Raw genomic sequence first — 20,582 nt, 5'->3', positions numbered from 1 at the left:
GTTCGACTCCTGATAGTGAGGTGAATCAGCCCTTGACCGCACCGGAGGTGAGGCCCTTGATCATGTGGCGTTGCAGGACGAGAAAGACGAGAAGAATCGGCAGAATGGTCAGCACCGTCGCGGCCATCACCGCGCCCCAGTTGGTGTAGCCCTCGCTGTTCTGGAGCAGCGTCAATCCCACCGGAAGCGGTGCGACCGAGGAGTCGTCGGACATCAGGAACGGCCAGAGGTATTCGTTCCATTCGGTGACGATCGTGATGATGGCGAAGGCCACCATGGTCGGGCCCGACAGCGGCAGGATCACCCGGAACATCAGCCGTACCGGCCCGGCACCGTCCATCCGCGCGGCTTCGATGATCTCCGGCGGCAACGACAGGAAGTGATTGCGCATCAGGAAGGTACCGAACGCGACGCCGGCCAGCGGAATGATGATGCCCTGGAACGAGTTACGCCAACCCAACTCGGAGATGAGCGAGTAGTTGGAGATGACGGTGATCTGATTGGGCACCATGAGCGCGGCGATGATGACGAGAAAGACGATGTTCTTGCCCGGGAAGCGCAGGAACACCAGACCGTAGGCGCTGAGTACCCCGAGGACGAACTTGATGGACGACACGGCCGTGGTGATGATGATGGAGTTGCGCAGGTACGTGAAGAACGGCACCTCCGTCGTCGCCTCGTCGTAGTTCTGTGGATGGAAGACGCTGGGCCACCACGTGACCGGCTGCACGTAGATGTCCGGTCGATCCTTGAAGGAGGTGATCAGGATCCAGAACAGTGGCAGCCCGATCATCAGCAGGACGGCGAACAAGGCCGCGTATCCGAGGATGTTCGCGTTGCGACGCGCACGCTGCGGGTCGCGCGGTCCTGGCACTTTCTCCGGCGTCGCCGTATCGGGCTTGTCGGTCACAGTCATCGCTGATCGTCTCGATCCATGATTCGTACCTGCACGAGCGTGACGATCAACAGCACGAGGAACAGGATCGTCGCGACGGTGGCACCGTAGCCGGCTCGGAAGTTGCGGAACGTCTCCTCGTAGACCTGGTAGACCATCGTGGTGGTGCCGGTGCCCAGCGGGCCGCCGCGCGTCATGACGTTGATGATGTCGAAGACCTGGAGCGAATTGAGCAGCACCGTGATCGACAGGAAGAACGTCGTCGGACGTAGTTGCGGCAGAAGCACTTTGCGGAACGTGGTCCAGCGGCTCGCCTGATCGATCTCGGCCGCTTCCATCAATTCCTTGCGCACGCCCTGCAGGGCCGCCAGGTAGATGACGAAGGTGTAGCCCAGGTTCTTCCACAGGTAGGTCACAGTGATCATGACCATCGCCCACTTCGGGTCCTGATAGAAGTCCGGAACCGCGCCCAGGCCGAGGCGTCGCATCAGATCCTGGACCAGCCCGAAGTTGGGGTCGAAGACGAATTGGAACGCGATGCCGATCGCGGCACCCGAGATGACGTACGGGGCGAAGACGGCGGAACGAACGAAGTTGCGGCCCCTGAGCTTTCGATCGAGCAGCAGCGCCAGCACCAGGCCGAGAACCAATGAACCCACCACCGCGGCGACAGTGAACACGACGGTGTTGCCGACGATCTGCCAGGTGTCCTCGCGGGAGGCCCACTCGCGATAGTTGTCGAAGCCGACGAACGTGGAGGTGGGCGAGGACAGGTTCCAGTCGAAGAACGAGAACTGGAAATTCTCGACCAGCGGCCGATACGTGAACACGCCCAGCAGAACCAGGTTGGGGCCCACCAGAATCAGGAACAGTGCGTAATCGGTCCACGGCCGCGAGAAGAAACGCTTCTCGCGTGCCCTGGGCAGCACTCGTTCGGTTGTTGCACTCACTGCGAGGACTGTGCTCAGCCTCGGCTAACGAACAGTGAACTGGGCCCCAACGCTCACCGTCGGGCAGACCAACCTATGTGAGTGGAACTTCGTAGTGGGCTACGAGGCGGGAGAGGAGCCTGCGGAACGACCCGAGGGCACCTCGCTCACGTGCGGCGAAGCCGCTCTAGCGGTTCCAGTCTCCGAGACCGTCGGATCCGCTCAGGGTTCCGCCGTCGGTGTTGACGACGATGACGGGGTCGCCCTTCTGGACGTTCTCGAAGAACCACTTGCCGTCTTCGGTGCTGACGTTGAGGCAGCCGTGCGAGGCGTTGGAGTAGCCTTGCTGCGATTCCGACCACGGGGCGGCGTGTACGAAGATGCCGCTGTAGGAGATGCGCGTCGCGTATTCGACGTACGTGCGGTAGCCCTCCTCGGAGTCGATCGGGACGCCGTACGTGGAGGAGTCCATGTACATGTCGCGGAACCGCTCGCCGACGATGTAGGTGCCGTTGGGGGTTTCGTGTCCGACCTTGCCCATCGAGGTGGGCATGGTGCGGACGACCTCGCCGTTGCGGGTGACGGTGATCTGCTTGGTGTTGTCGTCGGCCGTGGTGATGATGGAGTCGCCGGTGGAGAATTCGGCTTTCGCTCCGCCTGCCTCGACGGTCACCTGGGTGTGCGCCGGGTAGAACTCGTTGGGCAGCCAGCGGACCTGGGTGTCGTTGATCCAGTAGAAGTGGCCGTCGACGGACGGGTTCGTGGTGACGCGAATGGCTCGCAGGGCGGCGTCACGATCACCGATTGCCTCGTCGAAGCGGATGGCGATGGGCTGCGCGACTCCGACGACCTCGCCGCCGGAGGGGCTGATGCTCGGATCGGCGAAGTTCGCGGGCGCGAGCTGCGGGACGATCTGCTGCTGGGGAGCGGGCGCAGCCGGATCCGAGGACCCCGGCATGCCGGGAATCGAGACGTCCGGGCCGCCCGGCCACAGTGGCGCGGCCTGTGCCGAACCGAATGCGGCGGACGCAGCAAGGGCTGTACCTGCAACGATCGCGCCGATACGGGCGAATCTGCGTGTGCGAACCGGTGATGCCATGTAACCCGACCATCCTTCGTGCTGCGTCGCGATGCCCACCGACAGAGCTGTGCGTGAGCAAAGCCCATTAACACATACCGCCCCGACATTTGCTAATCGGATATTTCTGAAACGGGCGAAAGAAACCGCGAGTACGAGTATCTTCCCGCAACCGGTCCCGAGCACTGTCTTTGCAGGCCAGGACGCATGTGTCGGCAGCCGGGGAACGGGTATGTGCGAGGGGAGCACATCCCGTCCAGACACCGGCGGTTTCCGAAACGGACTCTTCTTCGTCCGGTGTCCGAAAAGGGTGGACCGTGATCTCCGATGCTTTCCCCCGTACCCCAGTCAGTCACATCGTCGTCGTCGTACCCGCACACAACGAGCAGGATCTGCTCGACGCCTGTCTGACGGCCCTGTCACGGGCGGAGCGCCGCGCAGTCGAAGTGGCGGCGGTGACCGTCTCGACGGTCGTCGTACTCGATGCCTGCACCGACGACTCGGCGCACATCGCCGCACGTCACCCGTCGGTGTCGGCGATCGAGGTAGCCCATCGCAACGTCGGAGCGGCCAGAGCCGCCGGGTTCGCGACCGGCTCGCGAGACGGCAGTCGGCTCGACGCCACCTGGTTCGTCACCACCGATGCGGACACCAGGGTGGGTGAGAACTGGCTGCTCGGCCATCTCCGGCATGCCGCCGAGGGCGCTCGAGCGATAGCGGGAACAGTGGCGGTCGATTTCGAGGGCCACGTCGAGGAGAACCTCGGGTTGCGATCGTCGTACGACGCGCACTACCGGCACGAATTCGGCCACCCACACGTGCACGGCGCCAACCTCGGCGTCCGAGCGACCGAGTACTTCTCCGTCGGGGGATTTGCACCTTTGACCACCGGCGAGGACCACGATCTGGTCCGACGCCTCGAGCTCGGCGGCATCGAGTGCCGTCGAGTGTGCGACATCCCTGTCACGACGTCGGGTCGCCTCAGCGGCAGAGCACCCGACGGCATGGCCGGATTCCTGCGTTCCCTGGAGGCCACCGCATGAGCGAGACCGATTTTCTCGAATCCACCGACCGTGCAGACATCGACACCGGTCTGCGTAAGGCGTTCTTGGCGTTCGAGGCGGACGGTCGTCTCGACCTCGCGCTGCCCGGCTCGGGATACACCGATCTGCGCTGGCAGTCGCTCGCCGCCCTGAGCCGTCACAACACGGTGCTGGGCCGGTGGTCCGAAGCGCATACCGACGCGATCGCGATCCTGCACGAACTCGACGGCCCGACGCCACAGCGCGGTCAGATCTGGGGAGTGTGGGCTGCGGAACCGCCTGCTCCGATTCTCGAGGGGGTGCTGCAGGACTCGGGCTGGGTTCTCACCGGAACGAAGCCGTGGTGCTCGGGTGCGTCACTGTGCACGAACGCTCTGGTCACTGCGCGCGTCGAGGGAAGTCCGCGGCTGTTCGCCGTCGATCTGACGCATCCGGGCGCGACTCCGGTACCCGACACGTGGCATGCCGTGGGGATGAGCGAAAGCGATTCCGGCTCGGTTGCATTCGACAGCGTCCCGGCCGTTGCGGTCGGCGGACCGACCGATTACCTCACCCGTCCTGGCTTCTGGCACGGTGCCATCGGGGTGTCGGCCGCCTGGTTCGGTAGCGCGTGCGCGGTGGCGGACACTCTGCACGCCGCCGTCCGCACCAGGCCGGACCCGCACCGTGCCGCACATCTCGGTGCCATCGCAGCGGCACTCGGTGCGGCGTCGAGCGCACTGACCACCGCGGCCGCCGAAGTGGACGCCGATCCGTTCGACCGTTCCGGTCGAGCCCGGACCCGAGCCCGCATCGTGCGGGCAGTGGTCGAGGACGCGGCCACCCAGTGCATCGACCGCGTCGGTCGCGCTCTCGGTGCCGGCCCGCTGTGCAGCGATGCCGAGCACGCGCGGCGCGTCGCAGATCTCACCGTCTATCTGAGGCAGAGCCACGCCGAACGCGATCTCGAAGCCCTCGGGCAGGACATCGCCGAGGAGGACAACCCATGGTAGAGAACGCATTCGACGCCGAAGTCGATGTCGGTACCGCCGAGTCGGATTGGATGTCGGCCGACTGGTCCATCCCCGGTCTGCAGTGGAAGGACGTCGTCACGATGGTCGTCGTCGGCCCGCACCCGGACGACGAGGTGCTCGGCGTCGGTGGCCTACTGTCGTTGGCGGCCGCGGCAGGGGTCGACGTGAGGGTGGTCGCGGTGACCGACGGTGACGGCTCGCACCCCGGTTCCCCGACGGTGACGGCGGAGGATCTGCGGGCACGACGCCCCGTCGAGTCCGAACGCGCGTTGGCGGAGTTGGGAATCGACCACTCTCCGACGCGGTTGCAGATCGCCGACGGTTCCGTCGAGCAGCACGAGGGTGCGGTGGCCGATGCGTTGATGCCGTTGCTCGACGCCACCCCGGGCACCTGGTGCCTGACGCCCTGGCGCGGAGACGGTCATCCCGACCACGAAGCGACCGCGCGGGCCTGTCTCACTGCGGCGAACGCCGTCGGGATACCGGTGGTCGAGTACCCGATCTGGATGTGGCACTGGGCAACTCCGAACCATCCTGCAGTTCCGTGGACACGATGCCGCCGTGTCGATCTCCCGGCGCACGCCCTCGACGCCAAGCGCGCGTCGATCGAGCAGTTCGATTCTCAGATCCGGCCCCTGTCCGATCACCCCGCGGATCGAGCGGTGTTGCCGCCGCACATATTGGCCCGCTACCGGCGACCGTTCGAGGTGGTGTTCGCATGAGCATGGATTCTCGGACGAGCCACGGTTCTCCGACCAGCTTGGGTGCCGACTACTTCCGCAATGTCTATGCGGCCAAGGACGATCCGTTCATGCTCGACAGCAAGTGGTACGAGCGGCGCAAGTACGCATTGACCATGGCCTCGCTGCCGAAGCCGCACTATCGGCGAGCACTCGAACCCGGCTGCTCCATCGGCGTGCTCACCGAACAGTTGGTGACCCGGTGCGATCACGTGGTGTCGACCGATGTGGTGGACAGTGCTCTCGATTCGGCCCGCGTGCGTGTAGGTAGGACTGCCGCAGTCGAATTCGCGTTGTGGTCGTTGTCCGACCACTGGTCGGCATTGCCGACACCCGAGGAGACGTTCGATCTGATCGTCGTCAGCGAGGTCGGCTACTACCTCGACGCCGCGGATCTCGCATCGGCGATGACTCGCGCCGTCGATCACCTGGAAGCAGGGGGCACTCTGGTGGCCGCGCATTGGCGTCACGACGTGGACGACTATCCGATCTCGGGTGATCGTGTGCACGAGATCATCGCCGCTACACCGGGATTGGCGCTACTGAGTCGGTACTTGGACGAGGACGTTCGGATCGAGGTCTTCGTCGCCTCGGACGGTCCGGCGGTGTCGGTCGCGAGCACCGACGGCCTCGATGTGCGCTGACTGCGCTCGACCTCCCGAAACAGGGCTCAGTCGGTCGATTTCGCGGCGTCGATGACCAGCTGTTCGGCGAGATCGGCGAGTTTGACGTTGGTGTCCTGAGACAGCTTGGCCAGCAAGGCGAATGCCGCCTGCGAGTTCAGGTTGTAGCGCTCCATCAACATGCCCTTGGCCTGACCGATCAAGTCTCGACTGGTCAACGCGGCTCGGATCTGCTGCTCCTCGCGGGCGGTGGAGAACGCGATGGCCGCGTGCGCTGCGAACAGCGAACCGATCGACTCGGCCTCGGCACTGAACGCGTCGGTACGAGTGGAGTGCAGGTTCAGTGCGCCGAAGTTGACTCCCTCGACGTAGAGCTGGAAGCAGATCATGCTCTTGACCCCGAGCGCAGACGCCGCGTCGGCGAACTGCGGCCAGCGGGTGTCGCTGTCCATGTCGTCGATCCTGATGGTCGTCTGTTCGATTGCCGATTCGAGGCACGGTCCCTCGCCCAGCTGCTCCTGAATCTTGTCGCAGTGGCCGGCGGGCTCCCCACACAGCGCGGCGCTGTGTACGAACTTGCCCTGCAGCACGGTGGTGATGGACGCGAACTCGGCGGACGGCACATTGGCCACCGCGGACTCGGTGATGACGGCCAGAACTCGATCCGGATCCGAATGCTGACGCCGCAGCTTCTCGGCCACCTCGGCCAGTCGTCGACTCAGCTCGAAATCGGTGACCCGCGAGCGCGTGCCCGTCGAATCCATTGTCTGCTCGCTGATGGTCGTCACCTCGTCCTGCTGTTGCACGAGCCCTGCTACTGCGCAGGGGCGCATCCCGGCATCGGCGGTGTGCCGACAACACAGGATACGCCCCTGATGGCAAAGCTCAACGACCGTTAGCGGGGCGTCAGAGTGTGCTGGGTGCGATCATCGAGTGCACGAACCCGATTTTCTTCACGACGGTCGGCGGCAGCACGAACGGGTAGAGGTCCTGGTGTCCCATCGATCGGTTGATCTGGTTCAGCGCCCACGACAGCGGCAACCACCAGTCGACGATCTGATCGAAGCCGACGTCACCGGGCAACGGGCTCTCCAGCGTCGAACCGGCCGGTGCCATGCCGAACGCTGCGGCCGTGTCCAGGGTGTCGCGGATGTGCAGGTAGTGCGCGAACGTCTCGGCCCAGTCCTCGGCGGGGTGCATGGTGGCGTAGGACGAGACGTAGTTGTCTTCCCAGCCCTCGGGCGCACCTTCGCTGTAGTGGCGGTCGAGGGCGTCCTGGTAGCTCGAATCCGGATCCCCGAACAGCTCCTCGAAGGCCGCGCGATGCTCACCGTCTCCGACCAGCACCATCTGGTAGTAGTGGCCGATCTCGTGCCGGAAGTGCCCGACGAGCGTGCGATACGGCTCGGACATCGCGACGCGCAACTGTTCGCGGTGCACGTCGTCTCCCTCGGCGAGGTCGAGGGTGATCAAACCGTTGTCGTGGCCGGTCATCACCTGTTGTTCGGCGCTCGAGAGCAGATCGAACACCAGGCCGGTCGCGGGGTCCTCGTCCCGGCCCACGATGGGCAGTCCCAGTTCGGTCAGTTCGAGTACGACGCGACGCTTGTTGGTCTCGGCGTCGGCATAGGCGGCCATCGCGTCGACGTCGTCGTCGGCGGGGCGAGTGCGGGTGAGCCGGCAGGACACGCAGAGATCGTCGGTGTCGGCGGTGTCGACGAGCCAGTTGCAGCGAGCAGTGTTGAGGTTGGCGCACATCTTCCACGTGGCCCCGTCCACCTCTGCCTCGGCGACGCCGTCGTCGGCCTTGTCCGGGAGCACCAGCAGGGCTCTGCTCGGCAGATGGAAGCCGAGTGCGCTCGAGCAGCTCAGACACAGTGAGTTCTCGAACGACAGCTTCTGTCCGCATTTGCGGCAGATGAAATCACGCATGGATGTTCCTTCGTGGCAGGGGTTGAGTCGGACTCGTATTCCCGTTTATGTGCGGACTAATGCCGTTTGTCGAATATGTCGTGCACATCTCTCGCCGTGCGGCGGATTCGGCGGCGCAATAACGTTACTCTGCGGTCTCCCACCTGCGTGGAAGCAAAGCGCCGACCGCCGCGTTGGTACAGACTGCTTCACAACACTCTCCGAGAGGACGCGGGCCGGAAGATGGCAGATCAGATCACGCCGACGAATCGGCCGATGGCGCGTTTCGTCGAACGGATCTCGCGAGCTCGCGGCGAGAGGAACAGCGAGACCCTGGCGGCGGGCTTTCTGCTCGCGGCGACACTCATCGCGCTGATCTGGGCCAATTCACCCTTCGGCGAGACCTATCAGTCGTTCTGGCACACGGAGCTGTCGATCACCATCGGCGAGCACGGCATCTCTCTCGACCTGGCCCACTGGGTCAACGACGGGCTCATGGCGCTGTTCTTCTTCGTCGTCGGCCTCGAAGTCAAGCGCGAGTTCGCGATGGGTGAGCGCACCGACCGATCCCGTGCCGCTATTCCGATAGTCGCTGCCGTTGCCGGCCTCGCCGCCCCTGCGTTGCTGTTCCTCGCCTTCAATCCGTCCGGGCCCGCCGCCCAGGCCTGGGGCGTCGTCATCTCCACCGACACTGCGTTCCTGCTCGGGGCGCTCGCCGTCCTCGGACCGAAGAAGGCTGCGCGGCTGCGCATCTTCCTGCTCACGCTCGCCGTCGCGGACGACGTGGGCGCGCTGGCGATCATCGCGTTCTTCTACACCGACAACCTCGACGTGGTGCCGCTGATCCTGGCGTTCGTCGGGCTCGGACTGATCTTCCTGCTGCGCCGGCTCGAGGTGTGGCGCGGAGTCGGCTACTTCGTCGTCGCACTGTTCACGTGGGTCGCAATGTACGAGTCCGGAGTGCACCCCACGCTTGCCGGAGTGATGATCGCGCTGATCCTTCCGGTCTACCCGCCGCGACGCACCGAGGTCGAACGCGCATCGGATCTGACGCGCGCGTTCCGACAGTCGCCCAATCCCGAATACGCCCGCGCGGCCCGTCTCGGACTCGATCGCGCGGTGTCGGTCAACGAACGTCTCATGCGGCTCTATCAGCCGTACACCGCGTTCATCATCGTGCCGATCTTCGCGCTCGCCAATGCCGGCGTGGTGCTGAGCTCCGAGACATTGAAAGCTGCATCGACCTCGACGCTCACCTGGGGCATCATCGCCGGCCTCGTCCTCGGCAAGCTCGTCGGAATCACCGCTGCCTCCGCCGTTTTCGCGAAACTGCGGCCGTCGTCCCTGGCTCCGGGATTGACGCTGTCGCACATCGCCGGCGGTGCGGCGATGTCCGGCATCGGGTTCACGATCTCCCTGTTCATCATCGACCTCGCCCTCGACGACGAACTACTGGCCGACGAGGCACGCGTGGGAGTGTTGGCCGCCTCGGTCATCGCGGCGGTGTTGGGCTGGCTCCTGTTCCGCATCGACGAGAAGATCCATCCACCGAAAGCCGAGGCATCCCTGCGCATTCTGCGCCCGGTGAACGCCAAGCGCGATCACATCCGCGGTCCGGCCGACGCACCACTGACCATCGTGGAGTACGCGGACTTCGAGTGCCCGTTCTGCAGCAAGGCAACCGGCAGCGTCGCCGAGGTACGCAAACACTTCGGCGACGACCTGCGCTACGTCTACCGACACCTGCCGCTCGACGACTATCACCCGCACGCCCGCTACGCCGCGTACGCCAGCGAGGCCGCCGCAGCGCAGGGGAAGTTCTGGGAGATGGCCGATATGTTGTTCCGCAACAGTGATGCTCTCGAACCCGACGACATCGACGGCTACGCACGCGAACTCGGCCTCGACATGGACAAATTCGAGGACGACATCCGCACCGGCGACCACGTCGTTCGCGTCGAGGACGACGAACTCGACGCATCGTCCTCGGACGTGGACGGCACCCCGACGTTCTACCTGGGACGCGGCGACAAGAACCTGACCCGGCACATCGGACCATACGATGCGGCGACGCTGATCCGGGAACTCGAATCCATGTGAGCGCGGGCAAGGTTGCACAGAACATGCCTGCATCGACGGAATCCCGTCGATACGGCGTCGTAGTGTGCAACGTTGCCCGGCGACTCGAAGCAGACCGTCCGGTATGCTGCAGTGACGCGCAGGGGCAGCAGAAGGGACCACCGTGGACGCAGAATCCGCGCGCGCGATAACGGGAGCGATCGCGCTGACACTGTTCGTGTTGTCGCTGACGGTGTACGCGACCGCACTGGTGACCAAAGACCCGGACCAAGAACCCAATTCGTTGATCGGCATCAAAACGCGGGCCACCAAGTCCAGCAAGGAAGCCTGGGGCGCCGGCCACAGAGCCGCGTATCCCTACATGATGGCGGGCGCCACCCATTGCCTCGCATCAGCGGTGTTGATCGCGGGGCTACTGGTCCTGGGCTCCGTCCCCGCCACGGCCATGCTGACGCTCTCGGCGGCCTTGGCACTCGGCGGAGCCGTCGTCCTGACCCTGAGCGGAATCAAGGCCGATCGCGAAGCGAAAAGACATGCACGCGTCGAGTGATGGATTTCCGTGCAGGCAGTCTCGGCAGAGACATCGCCATCGGGACCTCGCCCGGGCACGATTGCACAGAACATGCCTGCATCGACGGAATCCCGTCGATACGGCGTCGTAGTGTGCAACCTTGCCCGGCTGCGTCAGCTCTCCGTGCGATTACCCTCGGCATCCCAGTGCTCGGCAACCTTTTTCGACGGCTGCACTCGGGGCGGTTCGCCGGGCATCTTGGGGTAATCCGGCGGGAAGTTCAGCTCCCCGCCCGGCAGTGTTTCCCACAGGTGCAGAAGGGGTTCGAGGGAGTAGGCCTGCTCGTCCATATCGGCCCACGGGTCTCCGTCCTGGACCAGCTCCGGCACCGTGACGAGGTTGTACTCACGTGGATCGGTGACCTCTGCCAACTGCGACCACGTCATCGGAGTGCTCACCGTCGCACCCGGCCGGGCCCGCAGACTCCACGCACTGGCGATGGTTCGGTCTCGATTGTTCTGGTTGTAGTCGATGAAGATGCGTTCTCCGCGTTCCTCTTTCCACCAGTTGGTGGTCACCCCGTCGTCGCGCCGTTCGAGTTCACGGCCCAGACCGATGGCCGCGTGGCGCACCTGCTCGAAGGTGTACTGCGGCTCGATGCGGACGTAGATGTGAATGCCCCGATTCCCACTCGTCTTCGGGTAGCCGCGTAAACCCAGTTCCTCCAACAGCTCTCGGGTCACATCGGCCACTCGCAGGGCGTCCTCGAACGTGGTTCCCGGCTGCGGATCGAGGTCCAGCCGGAGCTCGTCGGGATGGTCGACGTCCGGTCGCCGCACCGGCCACGGATGAAATGTCAGCGTGCCCATCTGCGCCGCCCACACCAGCGACGCGGATTCGGACGGGCACAGCTCTTCCGCGGTGCGCTTGCTGGGGAACGCGATCTTCACCGTCTCGATCCACTCGGGCGCGCCCTTCGGCAACCGCTTCTGATAGAAACCGTCGCCCTCCTTGTCCTGGGGGCCGAGTGCCAATCGCATGCCCTCGCGATAGCCGTCGGGCCAACGCTCCATCGCGGTGGGGCGGTCACCGATCGCCCGCATCAGCGGCTCCCCGACGGCCGCGAAATACTCGCACACCTGCAGTTTGGTGATCTCCGGGGTGCGTTCGGTGGCCTCGAAGATCACGCGATCGGGGCTCGACACCCGCACTTCGCGCTCGCCGGCCTGCACGAACGCCGGTGGTGTTTTCGCGGCCATGGCTACCGTCCCCCGGCAATGACGTCGGCGACGTCGTAGCGCACCGGAACCTCGAGCTGGTCGTACGCGCACGAGCGCGGCTCACGATCGGGTCGCCACCGCAGGAACCGCGCCACGTGCCGCAGCCGAGCCCCTTCCATCTGGTCGTAGGCCACCTCGATGACCCGCTCGATACGCACCGGGATCCAGTTGCGGTCGTTGGACGAATTCCAGCGGGTCGCTTCGCCGTCGTACGTGACGTCGTCGCCGAGCCGGAGCGGTTCGAGTTCTTCGAGCAGTTCCAGCCGGCGCTTGTCGGTGAAGGCCGACGCGCCGCCGATCATGCGTAGGTCGTCACCGTCGTACAGACCGAGCAGCAGAGATCCGATACCGTTGCCGGACTTATGGATTCGATAACCGATCAATACACAGTCGGCGGTACGCGCATGCTTGATCTTGACCATCTCGCGCTTGTTCGGCAGATAGAGACCGTCGAGCTTCTTGGCCACCACACCGTCGAGCCCGGCACCCTCGAAACGCTCGAACCAATCCTCGGCCACCGCCGCGTCGTCGGTGGCGGAGGTGACGTGACAGCTCGTCCCGCCGGTACCCACCGCGTCGAGCAGCCTCGCTCGCCGCGTCGAGAACGGCTCACCCGTCAGGTCCTCGTCGCCGACGGCCAACAGGTCGAAGCCGATGAACTGCGCGGGCGTCTTCTCCGCGAGCATGGTCACCCGGCTCGCCGCGGGATGAATCCGTTCGGACAGCGACTCCCAGTCCAGACGAGTGGATCCGTCCTTCTCGCGAGGTACGACGATCTCGCCGTCGACGACGATCTTCTCGGGTAGCTCGGCCTTGATCGCCTCCACCAACTCCGGGAAATAGCGTGCCAGGTCCTTACCGCCACGCGACCCCAGCACCACCTCGTCTCCGTCACGGAAGACGATCGCGCGAAACCCGTCCCATTTCGGCTCGTACGACCACACCGCGGGCCCGTCCTCGGGCTGTGCGGGCACCACTTTCGCGGCTTTGGCGAGCATCGGTGCGACCGGCACGGCAAGAGGAAGATCCACGCAGTTCATCCTGCCTCATGCAGCCGACGAGCGAGTCCGATATTTTCTACACGAGCACGGTCGAACCTACGAGGGCAGGACTCACCATGGCGTCATCCAGTCGTTCGGTCCGCGCTCTCGTGCTCGCGTTGTCGTCGTGCGCGGCGCTGATACTCGGCGGATGCGCCTCGGAAGTGTCCGGTACCGCCGTCGCCATCTCCGGTGCCACCATTCCCGCCACCACGACCACCGACCCGCCCACCACCACACCGCAAACCGACATCGACGACGGCGGCAGTGTCGACATCGACGTGGAGATCGGCGAGTGCGTGGCCCTGGGCGGAACCGTCGACGAGGCGGCCATCGACAACGCGACCTGCGGATCTCCGCAGTCCAACTACGTCGTCTTCGCCAAGACGCCCACCTCGGCCGAGTGCCCCGCGGATGCCGATCAGTACTACTACGAGACCTACTTCGACATCGAACAGGGAGCCCTGTGCCTCGACATCGACTGGCAGGTCGGTGGATGCATGGACCTCGTCGGTGAATTCGCTCAGCGGATCGACTGCGCGACCCCCGGTGCCGACACCCGCCGCGTCGTGACCATCCTGCAGGGCACCTCGTCCGTCGACGACTGCCCCGACCCCGCGCTGTACGGATTCGAGAAGGACTCACGCAACTTCGTCGTCTGCGTCGAACGGTTGTGACCGCCACCGACATCTCGGTCTCGAGCGCTCGGGGGCGCTGGATCGTCGCAGCCACGGTGCTCGGTTCGGCTCTGGCGATGCTCGACGCCACCGTGGTCAATATCGCGTTACCCGCGATCGGTCGCGATCTCGGTTCGGGCGTCACCGGTCTGCAGTGGACGCTGAGCGGTTACACCTTGACGCTGGCCTCGCTGATTCTGCTGGGCGGGTCGCTAGGCGACCGGCTGGGGCGCAGGCGGGTGTTCGTCTGGGGCACCGTCTGGTTCGCGGCCGCGTCGGTGCTCTGCGGGCTCGCTCCCAGCATCGAGGTGCTGGTCGCGGCGCGACTACTGCAGGGCGTCGGCGCGGCCTTGTTGACGCCGGGTTCTCTCGCGCTGATCTCGGCCTCCATCAGGGCCGAGGATCGAGGAGCTGCGATCGGTCTGTGGTCGGGTCTCGGCGGCGTCGCGTCCGCGGTCGGTCCGTTGCTCGGCGGCTGGTTGGTCGACGCCGTCGGGTGGCGTTCGGTGTTCCTGATCAACATCCCGCTCGCCGTCGTGGTCGTGTGGGTGGCAGCGAAACACGTTCCCGAGAGCCGAGATCCGCACGCATCCGGCCGACTCGACGTACCGGGAGCGGTGACCGTCGCGGCAGCGCTGGGTCTGCTCACGTACGGTCTGATCGAGTCACATGCCCTGGCGCTCGCTCTGGGTGTCGTCGCGGCCGGAGTGTTCGTGGTGATCGAGCGTCGCTCGCACGATCCACTGGTTCCGCCGTCGCTGTTCGCATCCCGAGTGTTTCTGGCGGCCAACCTCGTCACCTTCGCCGTGTACGCGGCTCTGGGCGGCGTGTTCTTTCTTCTGGTGTTGCAGTTGCAGTTCGCCGTGGGCTACTCACCCATCGCGGCCGGAGTGGCCACGCTGCCGATCACCGCTCTGATGCTCGTCCTGTCCGCCCGCGCGGGCAGAATCGCCGGACGCATCGGACCTCGTGTTCCGATGACCATCGGGCCGCTGCTCTCGGCACTGGGGCTGTTGCTGATGTTGCGCATCGGACCCGGATCCACTTATGCCACAGACGTTCTGCCCGCGGTTCTCGTCTTCGGGCTCGGATTGTCCGCTCTGGTGGCCCCGCTGACCGGAGCGGTTCTGGGCGCGGTGTCGACCGATCGTGCCGGAATCGCGTCGGGTGTCAACAATGCCGTGGCCCGCACCAGCCAACTGCTCGCCGTGGCCGCGCTCCCTGCGCTCGCCGGTATCGCTGGATCCGATTACGCTGCGCCGGAGGTGTTCTCGGACGGCTTCCACACCGCGATGCTGATGTGCGCCGGGTTGCTGGTGATCGGTGCGGTCATCGCGGCGGTACTGATTCGCGGCACCGGCGAGGACGCGTCGAACTGCCCACCGCACTGCGACATCGGCTCACCACCACCCGCCTCGCGTCGGAGCGCGTGACTCACCGCACTGGGTCATCGCACGATCAGCACCGAGCAGTCGGCGTGGTGAACGAGATTCTGACTGACCGACCCCAGAATCGTCCCACGCAGAGCACCTCGACCCCGAGAACCCACCACGAGCATCGACGCCGACGCCGACATCGCGCGCAGGCCTCGCGTCGGGCTCGACTGCGCGCTCACAGTGCTCAGCGCAACCTCCGGATACTTCTCGTGCATCTTCTCCACATGCGTTTCCAGCCAATGCTTTTCGTGAGCGCGAATGCTCACCCAGTCGACGCCCTCGAATCCCGTTCCCAGACCGGGTTGGGCCGCGAATCCCCAGTAGTTCGCCGCGACCACCGGTGCACCGACGGTGTGGGCGAACTCGAGCGCTGCACTCAACGCTCGATCCGACTGCTCACTTCCGTCGACGCCCACCACGATGGGCCTGGCGGGATCGCTGCTCTCCCCGCCACCACGCACCAGCAGTACGGGGCAACGGGCGTGCGTGACGACCCGAAGGGTGTTGCTGCCCAGGGTCAGGTCTCGTAGTGCACTCGACTTCCTCGATCCCAGCACGATCAATTCGGCGTCGGCATTCGACAGGTACGACGCGATGGTGCCGTCGACGCTGACGATGTCGACGGACACCTCGGGTGCAACGTCGTGCATCGCTCCGGCCGCGCGGGTGAGATGCTTTCGCCCGATCATGCGGAGATCCCGCTCGAGCGCACCGCCGTCGACGAACGCTGCCGATCCGTACCAATCCCCGTCGGGGACAGCGTGGATCAACCGAACGGACGCATGTGTCTTCGCGGCGTAGGTGGCCGCCCACAGCGCTGCGGCATCGGCCTCGGTGGAGCCGTCGATGCCCGCCAGGATGGGAAGCACGCGGTCGGTGGAATTGCTCATGATGTGCTCCTGTCTCGATGGGAAGCCGTCGGGTCGGTCAGGGGTGGAACAGGGCAGATACTTCGTCGGTATCGATATCGGTGCGGCATCCGCTCGATTCGAGCTCGACGTAGAAGGTCTCGTAGCCGCGCGGGTCGGCCCCGCTGACACCGGTGCTGCGCCGCTCGAACACGCGCACCCCCGGCCACCGGCCGAGCACCGCTGTTCTCAGATCGTGTCCGTCCGGGGAGGTTCCGGCGAGCGGTCCGTATTCGGCGATCATCACCGCGTACACGGTGCCGCCGGTCGACGCAGTGGTCACCGGAAACACCGTCGACCCTGTCGATGCCGGACTGTCGACGGTGATGGAATCGGTCTCCATCCGCCGGGTGCCTGCCGCTGCTCGTGCGTCGTTCGTCATCGTCGAGTCCCCGCTGTCGTCGTGTCTCTGCAGATCATCACCGGGCAGCGCGCGTGCCGCGTGAGGTTGCTACTGGTCGATCCGAACAGTGCTCTCGCCACCACTCCCCGTCCGTGGCTACCGACCACCACGAGGCCGGCACGCTTGGACAGATCTATCAACAGATGCGCTGGATTGCCCTGTTGCACAATATGTTCGACGGATACGTCCGGATACTTCTCGCTCCATCCGGCAAGACATTCCGACAGCAGCATTCGCTGCTCGCGCTCGATCTCGGCACTGTCGGGCGATCCCGGCAGGGAGAGCGCCGCCCCCTGGGACAACGAACTCCAGGCAAGCGCGGCGATCATCGGCACACCCAACAGAGACGCCAGATCGAAGGCCTGCTCGACGGCCACCTCACTCGTCGCACTGCCGTCGATACCGACGAGGATCGGTGCGTCGACGGTGCCGATTCCCTCCCGCCAGACGATCACCGGGCACAGGGCCGCGTTCGAGGTCTCCTGCGCCGTACTCCCGAACAACGCCGACACGATCGGGCCGGAACCGGAGTTACCGACGACGAGCATGCGCGCGGTGCGGGAGTGTCCGACCATCATCGTGCATGCGGTCGCTTCCTCCACCGAGGTGGTCACGGCCAGGTTCGGATGACGGGCCAGCACCGCGGTGGCAACGTCAATGACGACGCGTTCGGCCGTGCGCCGCTGCTCGTCCCACACCTCCCTCGGCACCACCGATGCGGGCTCGCCCATGTAGAACACGGGCTGCTGTACTGCCCCGGCGATCAGCAGCGGAGAATCCACTTTCTCGGCCAGGGTGGCCGCCCAGCGGGCCGCGTCGATACTGGCGGGCGAGCCGTCCACGCCGACAACGATTTTCTGGTGTCCTGCGAGAATCACGATCGTCTCCTGTTCGTTGCGCGGGCGGGTGCCGAGAGCACCGATGCGACCGCGTGTCGTGGGGTTCGGGGTGGCGGTGAGCCGATCATCGGTTTACCGACTCGAATCAGCACCTGCGCCACCCCTGTGCGTGCAGCGAGAGACTCGACCAAGCGCCTGCTCCCCGACTGTTCCGTCATGTGCGTCAACGGGCACGTCGCCAGTCCGTCCGCTGTCGCTGCCAGGAGGAAGGCAGACATGGCTCGACCGCTCTGCAGCCAATCCAGGCGTTCGTCCGATGACGTCTCGAGCAGCACCACGGTGGATTCGTCCTCGACCGGCTCGTGTGTCACGGTCGCGGCGACCCGGTGCGGTTCGGGAAACACTCGTCCGACCTGCACCCTCGATGCATCCGCGCGGTTCGTCAGAGCCTCGGGCGGGATTCCTCCCGATCGGAACGCGTGCCCGGCCCACCATCTGATCTCCGCCTGATACGTCGCGTCGTACTTACGTACGCTCGCGCTCAGAGTCGATGCCTTCGCCAACGTCTCTTTGGACTCGGCCGACAGGACGGTCATCTCGGTGCCGTAGTGCTCCTGACCCAGGTATCGCGTCAGATCGCGATTGCTCGGCACCGGCCCGAACGCTCGCCGATCCGAGTACCGCCGATTGATCGCAGTGAGCAGGTCGAACTCGTGCGACCGGGGATGCGCGTCGTGTACGAAACGAACACGCGCCAGATGATCCGGTGCACCCGGGGTCGGCAACAGGTCGATCTCTGCCGTCCACCTGTTGGCTGCCGCGGCCTTCTGCAGGTGGTCCAAGGCAGCCCCGCAGCTCATCACCATCTGCCGCTCGGTCGGGTCTATCGCCCCGAGCACGCGCGAGCTGTCGGTGTACAGATCGAGTACGTGCTCGGAGTAGATCCACCTCCACGGCTGACTGTTGTGCACCGACGGAGCGCGACACGCGAGCTCCACCAGCATCTCCACCACGGCCGTATCCGGCTGATCGTTCATCGTCTCTCCTCGGACTCCCACCGCGATGCGGTGACACACCCACTCTCTCCCCGAGCTGGTGGTGCTCGACAGGGCCATTCGTCACTCGATGAAGGGCACTCGAGACGTACGAGTTGGGTGCATGCCGATCGAGAGCCGCAACCACAGGTTTAGTGTTGACGGTGAATGCGACTCAGGAGCGGAACCTGAGGACGCGACCGTCCGCCGACCGCTCAGGAGAGTCATGACGACCCCGCAGAATCCCCCCGAAGACATCGACGTCAAGCCCCGCAGCCGCGACGTCACCGACGGACTGGAGAAAACGGCAGCGCGCGGCATGCTCCGCGCCGTCGGGATGGGCGACGACGACTGGGGCAAATCCCAGATCGGCGTTGCGTCGTCGTGGAACGAGATCACCCCGTGCAACCTCTCGCTCGAACGTCTGGCGAAGGCCGTCAAGAAGGGCGTCCACGCCGCCGGCGGCTACCCGCTGGAATTCGGCACCATTTCGGTGTCCGACGGTATCTCGATGGGCCACGAGGGCATGCACTTCTCGTTGGTCTCCCGTGAGGTGATCGCCGACAGCGTCGAAACCGTCATCAGCGCAGAGCGTCTCGACGGTTCCGTCCTGCTCGCAGGATGCGACAAGTCGCTGCCCGGAATGCTCATGGCCGCAGCGCGTCTGGACCTGGCGAGTGTTTTCCTCTACGCCGGCTCCACGTTGCCCGGGTTCGCGAGACTGTCCGACGGCAGCGAACACCAGGTGACGATCATCGACGCCTTCGAGGCCGTCGGTGCCTGTTCGCGCGGACTGATGTCACGCGCCGACGTCGACACCATCGAACGCGCCATCTGCCCCGGCGAAGGTGCATGCGGCGGAATGTACACCGCCAACACGATGGCCAGCGCAGCCGAAGCGATGGGAATGTCGTTGCCCGGCAGCGCATCTCCTCCCGCTCCCGATCGCCGACGCGACGGATTCGCCCACGCCAGCGGCGAGGCCGTCGTCGATCTTCTGCGACGCGGCATCCGCACCAGCGACATCCTCACCAAGGAAGCCTTCGAGAACGCCATCGCCGTCGTCATGGCCTTCGGCGGCTCGACCAACGCGGTACTGCACCTCCTGGCCATCGCCCACGAGGCGCAGGTGGACCTGACCCTCGCCGACTTCACCCGCGTCGGCGCGAAGGTTCCCCACCTGGCCGACGTCAAGCCGTTCGGCAAGCACGTCATGACCGACGTCGACGCCATCGGCGGAGTTCCCGTCGTGATGAAGGCTCTGCTCGACGCAGGCCTCATGCACGGCGACTGCATGACGGTCACCGGAAAGACCGTGGCGGAGAACCTCGCTCACATCGCACCCCCGGACCCCGACGGCAAGGTACTGCGCGCACTCGACAAGCCGATCCACCCGACGGGCGGCATCACCATCCTCGAAGGATCGCTCGCCCCCGGCGGAGCCGTCGTCAAGTCCGCAGGCTTCGACTCCGACGTCTTCGTCGGCACCGCACGAGTTTTCGAGCGTGAACGCGCGGCCATGGACGCCCTCGAAGACGGCACCATCGCAGCAGGCGACGTCGTGGTCATCCGCTACGAAGGACCCAAGGGTGGGCCGGGAATGCGCGAGATGCTCGCAATCACCGGAGCCATCAAGGGTGCGGGACTCGGCAAGGACGTCCTGCTGCTCACCGACGGCCGATTCTCCGGCGGCACCACCGGCCTGTGCGTCGGACACGTGGCACCCGAGGCAGTCGACGGCGGACCCATCGCCTTCGTCCGCGACGGTGACCAGATCCGACTCGACGTCGGCAAGGGCACCCTCGACCTGCTCGTCGACGCAGCCGAAATGGACTCCCGCGCACAGGGCTGGGCACCACTGCCGCCGCGCTACACCCGAGGAGTGTTGGCCAAATACTCCAAGCTGGTCGGATCGGCCTCGAACGGTGCGGTGCTGATCTAGCCGGCCCCTTCCCGCCCGCCCCCCCATGCCGCCCGCCCCCCATGCCGCGTCAATGGACCGTTGCATACGTCTCGGCGCTGCAATGGTCTATTCACGCAAGGACACCGTGCGCGTCGATGGCACTTTGCATTGCACTGGTCCCCGTGGGTTGGACCGGTTAATGGAAATCCTAGGCCGCGAGGGCCTGGGCTCGGTATCGCA

Annotated in this window: 20 protein-coding genes; 9 read left to right on the top strand and 11 right to left on the bottom strand. The window is 65.4% G+C overall.

Features of this window, described 5'->3' with window-relative positions:
• Positions 1-25 precede the first annotated feature (25 nt).
• The 3 genes from R4P47_RS19445 to R4P47_RS19435 all read right to left on the bottom strand — a co-directional run bounded on the left by R4P47_RS19445 (position 26) and on the right by R4P47_RS19435 (position 2,923).
• Complete coding sequence (locus tag R4P47_RS19445) at positions 26-916, bottom strand: carbohydrate ABC transporter permease (protein WP_269595206.1); 891 nt, start codon at positions 914-916, stop codon at positions 26-28.
• On the bottom strand, positions 913-1,845 hold the full coding sequence (locus tag R4P47_RS19440; protein WP_176460333.1) for a carbohydrate ABC transporter permease: 933 nt from the start codon (positions 1,843-1,845) through the stop codon (positions 913-915). The genes R4P47_RS19445 and R4P47_RS19440 overlap by 4 nt, the downstream gene beginning before the upstream one ends.
• Before the next feature lie 166 nt (positions 1,846-2,011).
• On the bottom strand, positions 2,012-2,923 hold the full coding sequence (locus R4P47_RS19435) for a L,D-transpeptidase (RefSeq protein WP_149406891.1): 912 nt from the start codon (positions 2,921-2,923) through the stop codon (positions 2,012-2,014).
• A 296-nt stretch (positions 2,924-3,219) separates the two neighbouring features.
• Here R4P47_RS19435 and R4P47_RS19430 point away from each other — a divergent pair, with 296 nt between their 5' ends.
• From R4P47_RS19430 to R4P47_RS19415, 4 genes are read left to right on the top strand one after another with little or no spacing between them, the layout of a single operon-like run.
• Positions 3,220-3,945, top strand: coding sequence for a glycosyltransferase (locus R4P47_RS19430; RefSeq protein ID WP_149406890.1), 726 nt, complete (start codon positions 3,220-3,222; stop codon positions 3,943-3,945).
• Complete coding sequence (locus tag R4P47_RS19425) at positions 3,942-4,937, top strand: acyl-CoA dehydrogenase family protein (RefSeq protein WP_269595208.1); 996 nt, start codon at positions 3,942-3,944, stop codon at positions 4,935-4,937. The genes R4P47_RS19430 and R4P47_RS19425 overlap by 4 nt, the downstream gene beginning before the upstream one ends.
• A complete protein-coding gene (locus R4P47_RS19420; protein ID WP_269595209.1) occupies positions 4,931-5,680 on the top strand; it encodes a PIG-L deacetylase family protein in 750 nt (249 codons plus the stop codon). The genes R4P47_RS19425 and R4P47_RS19420 overlap by 7 nt, the downstream gene beginning before the upstream one ends.
• A complete protein-coding gene (locus R4P47_RS19415) occupies positions 5,677-6,342 on the top strand; it encodes a class I SAM-dependent DNA methyltransferase (protein ID WP_269595210.1) in 666 nt (221 codons plus the stop codon). The genes R4P47_RS19420 and R4P47_RS19415 overlap by 4 nt, the downstream gene beginning before the upstream one ends.
• Positions 6,343-6,368: 26 nt before the next feature.
• On the opposite strand, the gene R4P47_RS19410 is transcribed toward R4P47_RS19415, so the two are convergent.
• Positions 6,369-7,109 carry a GAF and ANTAR domain-containing protein gene (locus R4P47_RS19410; RefSeq protein WP_269595231.1) on the bottom strand — a complete coding sequence of 247 codons (741 nt, stop codon included), beginning with the start codon at positions 7,107-7,109 and terminating at the stop codon, positions 6,369-6,371.
• A gap of 118 nt (positions 7,110-7,227) precedes the next feature.
• Positions 7,228-8,253 (bottom strand): putative zinc-binding metallopeptidase, encoded by a 1,026-nt coding sequence (locus R4P47_RS19405; protein ID WP_317785498.1) that lies wholly within the window; start codon positions 8,251-8,253, stop codon positions 7,228-7,230.
• 222 nt (positions 8,254-8,475) lie between these two features.
• Between R4P47_RS19405 and nhaA the strand changes: the two genes are divergently transcribed.
• The gene (gene nhaA, locus R4P47_RS19400) at positions 8,476-10,332 is read left to right on the top strand and encodes a Na+/H+ antiporter NhaA (RefSeq protein ID WP_317785497.1); all 1,857 of its coding nucleotides are present in this window, start codon (positions 8,476-8,478) and stop codon (positions 10,330-10,332) included.
• A 142-nt stretch (positions 10,333-10,474) separates the two neighbouring features.
• On the top strand, positions 10,475-10,861 hold the full coding sequence (locus R4P47_RS19395; RefSeq protein WP_269595213.1) for an SdpI family protein: 387 nt from the start codon (positions 10,475-10,477) through the stop codon (positions 10,859-10,861).
• 134 nt (positions 10,862-10,995) lie between these two features.
• On the opposite strand, the gene R4P47_RS19390 is transcribed toward R4P47_RS19395, so the two are convergent.
• Entirely contained in the window at positions 10,996-12,081 is a 1,086-nt protein-coding gene (locus R4P47_RS19390; RefSeq protein WP_317785496.1) for a DNA polymerase domain-containing protein, read from the bottom strand.
• A gap of 2 nt (positions 12,082-12,083) precedes the next feature.
• Complete coding sequence (locus tag R4P47_RS19385) at positions 12,084-13,133, bottom strand: ATP-dependent DNA ligase (RefSeq protein WP_094669158.1); 1,050 nt, start codon at positions 13,131-13,133, stop codon at positions 12,084-12,086.
• A gap of 86 nt (positions 13,134-13,219) precedes the next feature.
• Here R4P47_RS19385 and R4P47_RS19380 point away from each other — a divergent pair, with 86 nt between their 5' ends.
• The gene (locus R4P47_RS19380; RefSeq protein ID WP_269595215.1) at positions 13,220-13,819 is read left to right on the top strand and encodes a hypothetical protein; all 600 of its coding nucleotides are present in this window, start codon (positions 13,220-13,222) and stop codon (positions 13,817-13,819) included.
• Entirely contained in the window at positions 13,816-15,252 is a 1,437-nt protein-coding gene (locus tag R4P47_RS19375; RefSeq protein ID WP_269595216.1) for an MFS transporter, read from the top strand. Before R4P47_RS19380 ends, R4P47_RS19375 begins: the two co-directional genes overlap by 4 nt.
• Before the next feature lie 14 nt (positions 15,253-15,266).
• Here R4P47_RS19375 and R4P47_RS19370 read toward each other — a convergent pair whose 3' ends face one another.
• The 4 genes from R4P47_RS19370 to R4P47_RS19355 are packed head-to-tail and all read right to left on the bottom strand — an operon-like array spanning position 15,267 to position 18,442.
• Entirely contained in the window at positions 15,267-16,145 is an 879-nt protein-coding gene (locus R4P47_RS19370) for a universal stress protein (RefSeq protein ID WP_317785495.1), read from the bottom strand.
• 37 nt (positions 16,146-16,182) lie between these two features.
• The gene (locus R4P47_RS19365) at positions 16,183-16,545 is read right to left on the bottom strand and encodes a hypothetical protein (protein WP_269595218.1); all 363 of its coding nucleotides are present in this window, start codon (positions 16,543-16,545) and stop codon (positions 16,183-16,185) included.
• The gene (locus R4P47_RS19360) at positions 16,542-17,444 is read right to left on the bottom strand and encodes a universal stress protein (RefSeq protein WP_317785494.1); all 903 of its coding nucleotides are present in this window, start codon (positions 17,442-17,444) and stop codon (positions 16,542-16,544) included. The genes R4P47_RS19365 and R4P47_RS19360 overlap by 4 nt, the downstream gene beginning before the upstream one ends.
• The gene (locus tag R4P47_RS19355) at positions 17,441-18,442 is read right to left on the bottom strand and encodes an Acg family FMN-binding oxidoreductase (protein WP_269595220.1); all 1,002 of its coding nucleotides are present in this window, start codon (positions 18,440-18,442) and stop codon (positions 17,441-17,443) included. The genes R4P47_RS19360 and R4P47_RS19355 overlap by 4 nt, the downstream gene beginning before the upstream one ends.
• A 223-nt stretch (positions 18,443-18,665) precedes the next feature.
• Here R4P47_RS19355 and ilvD point away from each other — a divergent pair, with 223 nt between their 5' ends.
• Positions 18,666-20,381 carry a dihydroxy-acid dehydratase gene (gene ilvD, locus R4P47_RS19350; RefSeq protein ID WP_269595221.1) on the top strand — a complete coding sequence of 572 codons (1,716 nt, stop codon included), beginning with the start codon at positions 18,666-18,668 and terminating at the stop codon, positions 20,379-20,381.
• Positions 20,382-20,582: the final 201 nt, after the last annotated feature.

Origin of the sequence: Rhodococcus sp. IEGM 1370 (genome assembly GCF_033142325.1) — a bacterium.
Lineage (GTDB): Bacteria > Actinomycetota > Actinomycetes > Mycobacteriales > Mycobacteriaceae > Rhodococcoides.
This window is presented reverse-complemented; position numbering and strand designations above follow the sequence as displayed.